The sequence below is a fragment of the Bacillus cereus group sp. BfR-BA-01380 genome (assembly GCF_022663535.1).
In the GTDB taxonomy this organism is placed as follows: Bacteria; Bacillota; Bacilli; order Bacillales; family Bacillaceae_G; genus Bacillus_A; species Bacillus_A cereus_BB.
Map to the genome: position 1 here is coordinate 249,167 of NZ_JAKUFS010000003.1, position 6,990 is coordinate 256,156.

Here is a 6,990-nt window from a genome sequence, read left to right on the forward strand (position 1 = left end):
TTTTCGTCACGCTCTACCAGAAAATAAAAGCAAAATAACCGTCCATAAAAAATTTAATTGTTTCCAATAACCATTTATATAAATTCATTTTGTTTTTTCAATATATACCTTCCCTTGCAAATCATTCGTCTCACTTTACATTTCCTCTGCAATTAACAAAACGTCTTCTATATTTTTTTCCGGACGAATAATTGTTCCATCTTCAATAACCATTCCTGACGCAACAATAGCACGCTCAATCACAACATTCTTTCCAACCTTAGCATCTGGCATAATAACTGAATCGACAATTCTGCTTCCTTCCTCTACAATTACCCCTTGAAACAATACAGAATGCTGCACATTCCCTTCAACAACACAGCCTTCATTAATTAACGACTCTTCCACTTCTGCTGATGATGCAATATACTGCGGCGGCTGATTCGGATTTACAGAACAAATTCTCCAATCAAAATCATATAAATTAAGCGATGAATCTTCCTGAAGTAGATCCATATTTGCCTCCCATAAGCTCTTCACTGTTCCAACATCTTTCCAGTACCCGCTAAATGGATACGCAACGAGCTTTTTACCTTCATCTAGTAAAAGCGGAATCACATCTTTCCCAAAGTCATTACTAGATTCTGGATTTCTTGCATCCATTTCTAAATACTCTTTTAAAATGGCCCAATTAAAAATATAAATTCCCATTGAAGCTAAGTTACTTTTTGGAAACTGTGGCTTTTCTTCAAACTCAACAATCTCCATCGTTTCATTCGTATTCATAATGCCAAATCGGCTCGCTTCATCCCACGGTACTTCAATAACAGAAATAGAGACATCTGCTTCTCGTTCCATGTGGTAATCAAGCATTTTTGCATAGTTCATCTTATAAATATGATCTCCAGATAAAATGAGAACATATTCTGGATCATACTGCTTTAAATAGTTTAAATTTTGATAAATAGCACTTGCCGTTCCTGTATACCATTTCAAACCAGAAGACTCAGCATAAGGAGGAAGTACAGTAACCCCTCCATTTACACGGTCTAAATCCCATGCATCTCCAATACCGATATAACTATGCAACTCTAACGGCTGGTATTGTGTTAAAATCCCGACTGTTTCAATACCAGAGTTCGCACAGTTACTTAATGCAAAATCAATAATGCGATACTTCCCCCCAAATGGAACAGCTGGCTTAGCTAAATTTTTTGTTAACGCACTTAGACGACTACCTTTTCCCCCTGCTAATAACATTGCTACGCACTTCTGCTTTTGAACCATCTTGTTTACTACTCCCCTTTCGTGTTTTCACTGGTCGTAAAATTGAAATTCCAAATGGTGGTATTGTCATTTCGACATGTGCAAGCTGATTATGATAAGGTTCCATAATCACCTTTAATCGCTTCTTATTCATTTGTCCAGAACCGCCATATGCAGAACTATCGCTATTTAAAATTTCGTTATAATAGCGAAATGCCGGTACGCCAACTTTATAGTTTTCATACACCGCGCTTGTAAAGTTGCAAACGATAACGAGAACATCCTCTTCTCTTTCTCCTTGGCGAATAAACGAGAAAACACTTTGTTCGCGGTTATCCGCATCGATCCACAGAAAGCCTTTCGGTGTATGATCAAGCTGCCAAAGCGGCTTAGAACGCTTATACAATGCTATGAGCTCCTTGAAATAATCATGCATATAATGATGCATCTCAAAATCATGTAAACTCCAATCTAAGTCTTCAAGGTCTTTCCATTCATCAAATTGTCCAAACTCACCACCCATAAAGAGCAGTTTCTTCCCTGGATGTGTAAATAAATAGCCATACAATAAACGAAGCTGAGCAAACTTGGACCAATAATCACCCGGCATTTTATTTAACAGCGATTTCTTTCCATGTACAACCTCATCATGTGATAAAGGTAAAATAAAATTCTCAGAATACGCATACAGCAGCGAAAATGTTACTTTGTCATGAATATATTTCCGATACTCCGGCGCACATTCCATATATTTTAAAATGTCATTCATCCAGCCCATATTCCACTTATAATTAAAGCCAAGTCCACCTTCGTAAGTCGGTGCTGTTACGAGCGGCCATGCCGTTGAATCTTCCGCAGTCATTAAGAAAGTGGGATCTTCTGCAAACACAGCTTCATTCAATTGTTGCAGGAATGATACTGCATGCTCATTGCTTTCCTGCTCTCCATTTCGCTCCCAATACAACATATTCGCAACAGCATCCACCCGAAAACCGTCAATATGATAAAACTTCATCCAAAACAGCGCATTCGAAATAAGAAAGTTTCGCACTTCTTGTTTTCCTAAATCAAAATTCACCGTCCCCCATACACGGTTTTCTTGCACATCAAGATCTTTATATTCATATGTCGGTTCCCCGTCAAACAAATAAAGACCATGAGCGTCTTTACAAAAATGTCCTGGCACCCAATCTAAAATGACACCGATCCCATATTTGTGACATTCATCGACAAAATACATAAAATCTTGTGGTGTTCCATATCTACTTGTTGGTGCATAATAGCCCGTTCCTTGATATCCCCAAGAACGATCATATGGGTGTTCAACGAGCGGCATAATTTCAATATGAGTAAATTGATGCTCCGCTACATATGGAATAAGTTCATCTGCCATTTCTCTATAAGAATAAAAAGATCCATCTTCTCTCTTTTTCCAAGAGCCAAAGTGAAGCTCATAAATGGCTAACGGTTCATTATAGATCGGCTTTCGTTTCTTTTTTTGAAACCATTTCTGATCTTTCCATTTATATCCTTTTATATCATAAACAACGGATGCCGTATTTGGCCGAGCTTCAGCATACATTGCATACGGATCTGCTTTTAAAATCGTATGCCCTTCTTGTGTTTGCATTGCATACTTGTATAATTCCTGCTGAGGAATATTTGGTATAAATAAAGACCAAATCCCTCTCTCTGTCACTCGTATCATTTCATGCATCTCGCTATTCCACTCATTAAAATCTCCTACAATACTCACAGCTTGTGCATGAGGTGCCCATACGGAAAAACGTGTGCCTTCCATTCCATTTTCCATCGTCAAATGAGCACCAAGTATCTCATAGCTATCATAAAACTTTTCTTCATGGAACAATAACATGTCTTTCACATTACACTTTGTATCAATCACTATGTTCACCTCACAAGATGACAGAATTTTAAATATGTTATTACTATTCTTCAGTAAATTGAAATATCCTTGCGAATTTCTAAAAAAACATACGTTTTTTTATAGAAATTCGTGGTAATTTTATGAAATTTAACCGAAAAATATCGAATTTTGACGAATATTCATTGTAAGCGTTTTATTTTAGAATAATTTTTTCAGTGGAAAAGAAGAGGAATTTACCGCTATTCTGTTATTACTTTTCATGAAAGTAAAACATAAAAAACCCCTTCCGACAAAGGGGTAAAATAAAGAGATATACAGGGGAGGTCGAAAAAGGCTTTATCCCGCTATTCGCGGACAGTAATACTCTCGCCTTACATTTCGGTGAAAGCAATGTCCAGCTCCAATGGCTAGAATGTTCGGTGGGAGATAAACTGCTGGCATGCGCCCGATTGAGAGGGCTAATAATCAGTGAGGGATGAAGAAAACCCCCACTGATTAAAGTTTCACTTTATACAATTTGAATTATAATACTGGTGCCATAGTTTCTTTTAGCACTTTTACAGAATGGTCGAATTTCAATTCTTCTTCTGCATTTAATTCAAGCTCTATAACTTCTCGAATACCTTGACGGTTGATAATTGCTGGAACACCCACGTAAACATCTTGTTGTCCATATTGTCCTTCAAGATATGCAGATACTGTCAATACGCTGTTCTCGTTGTTTAAAATCGCTTTAGTTATACGAAATAGTGCCATACCGATACCGTAGTAAGTTGAACCTTTACGTTGAATAATATGATAAGCAGCATCGCGTACATTTGTAAAGATTTCATCTAAATCGCCTTGTTTATACTTTTCATTGTTTGCTAAGATTGTTTCTAGCTTTTGTACACCGATAGTAGCATGACTCCATACGGCAAGCTCTGTATCACCATGTTCACCAATAATATACGCATGCACGTTACGTGGATCTACCTCTAAGTACTCACCTAACATATAACGGAAGCGAGCAGAGTCTAAAGTTGTACCAGAACCGATTACGCGCTCTTTTGGTAATCCAGATTCTTTCCAAGTTACATAAGTTAAAATGTCCACTGGGTTAGTTGCGATTAAGAAGATACCATCAAATCCGCTATCCATAATACCACGAACGATTTGTTTATAGATTTTTGCATTCTTCTCAACTAAATCTAAGCGAGTTTCACCTGGTTTTTGTGGTAATCCAGCAGTGATAACAACAATATCTGCATCTTTACAATCTGCATAGCTACCTTTCCAAACTTTTGTTGGAGATGGGGCAAATGGAACCGCATGGCTTAAATCCATTGCTTCGCCTTCTGCTTTTGCTTCATTTACATCAACAAGAACAAACTCTTCAGCTACACCCTGGTTAATCATAGAATATGCATAGCTGCAACCTACAGCTCCAGTTCCTACTAATACTACGCGGTTAATACCTTTTTTCATGGTAAAATCCCCTCTCTATTTTTTAATATCATTATTAGCATTGTCATTTAAGTAAATAATTAAAATACTGTTTTTATGTTGTTTAACTTCCTTACATTTATATTGTAGCACTTTTCTTTGTGAATGTATTCACATTTTTTGACCTATTTGTGAATTATCTCACAGATAGGGGAAAGTTATTATACCATATATGGAATCTATCCCAATCTCATCTATATACACCATGATTCACATACTATTTCCTTCAGAAGCGTATATAATTTGTCCACACCTTTTTTCAACTTAAAAATATATTATGTATTGAATTAAAAATTTATTTTGAAAGGAGTCGATTGATATAAACAAGCATACAAAATGCGTCTGTGAGCAACTCGAAACTTTACAGCCTGGTACAGAAGTAGATATTTTTCTAAATGGAAACTTTATAGATGATGTTACTTTTGTTAATTTTAATCCTCAAAATTTTTGTGCAACTTTTGTAGATACAGAAGGAGATGAAGCAGGCGGCGTACTTCTTATAGATTGCCGTGATATTCAAGCACTTCGAATTGAGGCAAGCTAGTTGATAAAAGAGAGCTTTTTTGAAGCTCTCTTTTATCATTTCAACATATAGTTCCATCCGAAATATACAAAAGAGAAAGAGGGAAAGAACCATGTCAATTTTCATAAACCATACTGCTATCCCTAAAATATTCAACCCAAATTTAGTAAAGGATACAGATATACAATCTTTATATATAAAAAATAAAGAAAAATATTTTGAAGATATTTGTTACCTTTTAAACACCTTTCAGTTAGGAAAAAAAGTAAACGAAATTATAATTAATGGCGTGCCATTAACCGTTTCAAATTTTACAGGATTTCACTTTAGCACAGGTCTTGCTACATTTCTAAATAATAGTGGGCGCATTGTCCTCGTTAATTGCGAACGCATCGATGCAATTGTACTTTAACATTATTATTTATGAGAAAGTGAAAGTAAGATCGAGGATACATTATTAATCACTACAAGGAAAATAAAAAAGAGATAGCATGTTATGCTATCTCTTTAGTATGACCCGTACGGGATTCGAACCCGTGTTACCGCCGTGAAAGGGCGGTGTCTTAACCACTTGACCAACGGGCCAATTTCTGGCAGAGAAGAAGGGATTCGAACCCTCGCACCGCGTAAGCGATCTACTCCCTTAGCAGGGGAGCCCCTTGAGCCACTTGGGTACTTCTCTATATTATATGGCTCCGCAGGTAGGACTCGAACCTACGACCGATCGGTTAACAGCCGATAGCTCTACCACTGAGCTACTGCGGAATATGGTGGGCCTAAATGGACTCGAACCATCGACCTCACGCTTATCAGGCGTGCGCTCTAACCAGCTGAGCTATAGGCCCCTAGAAAAAAGCGGGTGAAGAGAATCGAACTCTCGACCAGAGCTTGGAAGGCTCTTGTTTTACCACTAAACTACACCCGCAAAAAAAATGGTGAGCCATGAAGGACTCGAACCTTCGACCCTCTGATTAAAAGTCAGATGCTCTACCAACTGAGCTAATGGCTCATTTTGAAATGGTGCCGGCTAGAGGACTTGAACCCCCAACCTACTGATTACAAGTCAGTTGCTCTACCAATTGAGCTAAGCCGGCTTGCATATTTCAAAACGATGGCTCGGGACGGAATCGAACCGCCGACACGAGGATTTTCAGTCCTCTGCTCTACCGACTGAGCTACCGAGCCTTAATATAAATGGCGGTCCCGACCGGGGTCGAACCGGCGATCTCCTGCGTGACAGGCAGGCATGTTAACCACTACACCACGGGACCATTGGTTGCGGGGACAGGATTTGAACCTGCGACCTTCGGGTTATGAGCCCGACGAGCTACCAGACTGCTCCACCCCGCGATGATATAATATTATTTTAAATAAAAAATGGAGGAGGTAGAGGGATTCGAACCCCCGCGCGACTCTCGCCGCCTGTCGGTTTTCAAGACCGATCCCTTCAGCCGAACTTGGGTATACCTCCGTATATAAAAACTTGAGTGGTGGACCTTGTAGGACTCGAACCTACGACCGGACGGTTATGAGCCGTCTGCTCTAACCAGCTGAGCTAAAGGTCCTTTATGGTAGCGGCGGAGGGGATCGAACCCCCGACCTCACGGGTATGAACCGTACGCTCTAGCCAGCTGAGCTACACCGCCATAAAGAATTATAAGTGGAGCCTAGCGGGATCGAACCGCTGACCTCCTGCGTGCAAGGCAGGCGCTCTCCCAGCTGAGCTAAGGCCCCATTATTTTAAAACTATCGGGAAGACAGGATTCGAACCTGCGACCCCCTGGTCCCAAACCAGGTGCTCTACCAAGCTGAGCCACTTCCCGTTAATAAAGCGCGCCCGAGAGGACTC

At 39.3% G+C, this 6,990-nt stretch carries 5 protein-coding genes and 15 tRNA genes; 2 read left to right on the forward strand and 18 right to left on the reverse strand.

Features of this window, described 5'->3' with window-relative positions; all coding sequences use genetic code 11:
- Positions 1 to 135: 135 nt before the first annotated feature.
- From MR076_RS04555 to MR076_RS04565, 3 genes are all read right to left on the reverse strand, one after another.
- Entirely contained in the window at positions 136 to 1,266 is a 1,131-nt protein-coding gene (locus tag MR076_RS04555) for a glucose-1-phosphate adenylyltransferase (RefSeq protein ID WP_242218110.1), read from the reverse strand.
- Entirely contained in the window at positions 1,214 to 3,121 is a 1,908-nt protein-coding gene (glgB, locus tag MR076_RS04560) for a 1,4-alpha-glucan branching protein GlgB (protein WP_242218138.1), read from the reverse strand. The genes MR076_RS04555 and glgB overlap by 53 nt, the downstream gene beginning before the upstream one ends.
- Positions 3,122 to 3,655: 534 nt before the next feature.
- On the reverse strand, positions 3,656 to 4,600 hold the full coding sequence (locus MR076_RS04565; protein ID WP_242218112.1) for an L-lactate dehydrogenase: 945 nt from the start codon (positions 4,598 to 4,600) through the stop codon (positions 3,656 to 3,658).
- A gap of 337 nt (positions 4,601 to 4,937) precedes the next feature.
- On the opposite strand from MR076_RS04565, the gene MR076_RS04570 reads away from it, so the two are divergent.
- Entirely contained in the window at positions 4,938 to 5,162 is a 225-nt protein-coding gene (locus MR076_RS04570) for a penicillin-binding protein (RefSeq protein ID WP_098917978.1), read from the forward strand.
- A 91-nt stretch (positions 5,163 to 5,253) separates the two neighbouring features.
- A complete protein-coding gene (locus tag MR076_RS04575) occupies positions 5,254 to 5,553 on the forward strand; it encodes a hypothetical protein (protein ID WP_242218114.1) in 300 nt (99 codons plus the stop codon).
- A 101-nt stretch (positions 5,554 to 5,654) separates the two neighbouring features.
- On the opposite strand, the gene MR076_RS04580 is transcribed toward MR076_RS04575, so the two are convergent.
- The 15 genes from MR076_RS04580 to MR076_RS04650 all read right to left on the reverse strand — a co-directional run bounded on the left by MR076_RS04580 (position 5,655) and on the right by MR076_RS04650 (position 6,964).
- Positions 5,655 to 5,726 (reverse strand) — tRNA-Glu (locus tag MR076_RS04580).
- Positions 5,727 to 5,732: 6 nt separating this feature from the next.
- Positions 5,733 to 5,823: transfer RNA gene (locus MR076_RS04585), tRNA-Ser, on the reverse strand.
- Between the two features lie 8 nt (positions 5,824 to 5,831).
- Positions 5,832 to 5,906, reverse strand: a tRNA-Asn gene (locus tag MR076_RS04590).
- Between the two features lie 3 nt (positions 5,907 to 5,909).
- A tRNA-Ile gene (locus MR076_RS04595) sits at positions 5,910 to 5,986 on the reverse strand.
- A gap of 9 nt (positions 5,987 to 5,995) precedes the next feature.
- A tRNA-Gly gene (locus MR076_RS04600) sits at positions 5,996 to 6,066 on the reverse strand.
- A gap of 8 nt (positions 6,067 to 6,074) precedes the next feature.
- Positions 6,075 to 6,150 (reverse strand) — tRNA-Lys (locus tag MR076_RS04605).
- 9 nt (positions 6,151 to 6,159) lie between these two features.
- Positions 6,160 to 6,235 (reverse strand) — tRNA-Thr (locus MR076_RS04610).
- 18 nt (positions 6,236 to 6,253) lie between these two features.
- Positions 6,254 to 6,326, reverse strand: a tRNA-Phe gene (locus MR076_RS04615).
- A gap of 10 nt (positions 6,327 to 6,336) precedes the next feature.
- Positions 6,337 to 6,412 (reverse strand) — tRNA-Asp (locus MR076_RS04620).
- Positions 6,413 to 6,414: 2 nt separating this feature from the next.
- Positions 6,415 to 6,491: transfer RNA gene (locus MR076_RS04625), tRNA-Met, on the reverse strand.
- A gap of 28 nt (positions 6,492 to 6,519) precedes the next feature.
- Positions 6,520 to 6,612 (reverse strand) — tRNA-Ser (locus tag MR076_RS04630).
- Between the two features lie 17 nt (positions 6,613 to 6,629).
- Positions 6,630 to 6,706, reverse strand: a tRNA-Ile gene (locus MR076_RS04635).
- Between the two features lie 4 nt (positions 6,707 to 6,710).
- Positions 6,711 to 6,787, reverse strand: a tRNA-Met gene (locus MR076_RS04640).
- A gap of 15 nt (positions 6,788 to 6,802) precedes the next feature.
- A tRNA-Ala gene (locus MR076_RS04645) sits at positions 6,803 to 6,875 on the reverse strand.
- Between the two features lie 15 nt (positions 6,876 to 6,890).
- Positions 6,891 to 6,964, reverse strand: a tRNA-Pro gene (locus MR076_RS04650).
- Positions 6,965 to 6,990: the final 26 nt, after the last annotated feature.

Excerpts from the sequence above, each read along its gene's own strand:
- MR076_RS04555 (WP_242218110.1), bottom strand. The coding sequence starts at position 1,266 with ATGGTTCAAAAGCAGAAGTGCGTAGCAATGTTATTAGCAGGGGGAAAA.
- glgB (WP_242218138.1), bottom strand. The coding sequence starts at position 3,121 with ATGTTATTGTTCCATGAAGAAAAGTTTTATGATAGCTATGAGATACTT.
- MR076_RS04565 (WP_242218112.1), bottom strand. The coding sequence starts at position 4,600 with ATGAAAAAAGGTATTAACCGCGTAGTATTAGTAGGAACTGGAGCTGTA.
- MR076_RS04575 (WP_242218114.1), top strand. The coding sequence starts at position 5,254 with ATGTCAATTTTCATAAACCATACTGCTATCCCTAAAATATTCAACCCA.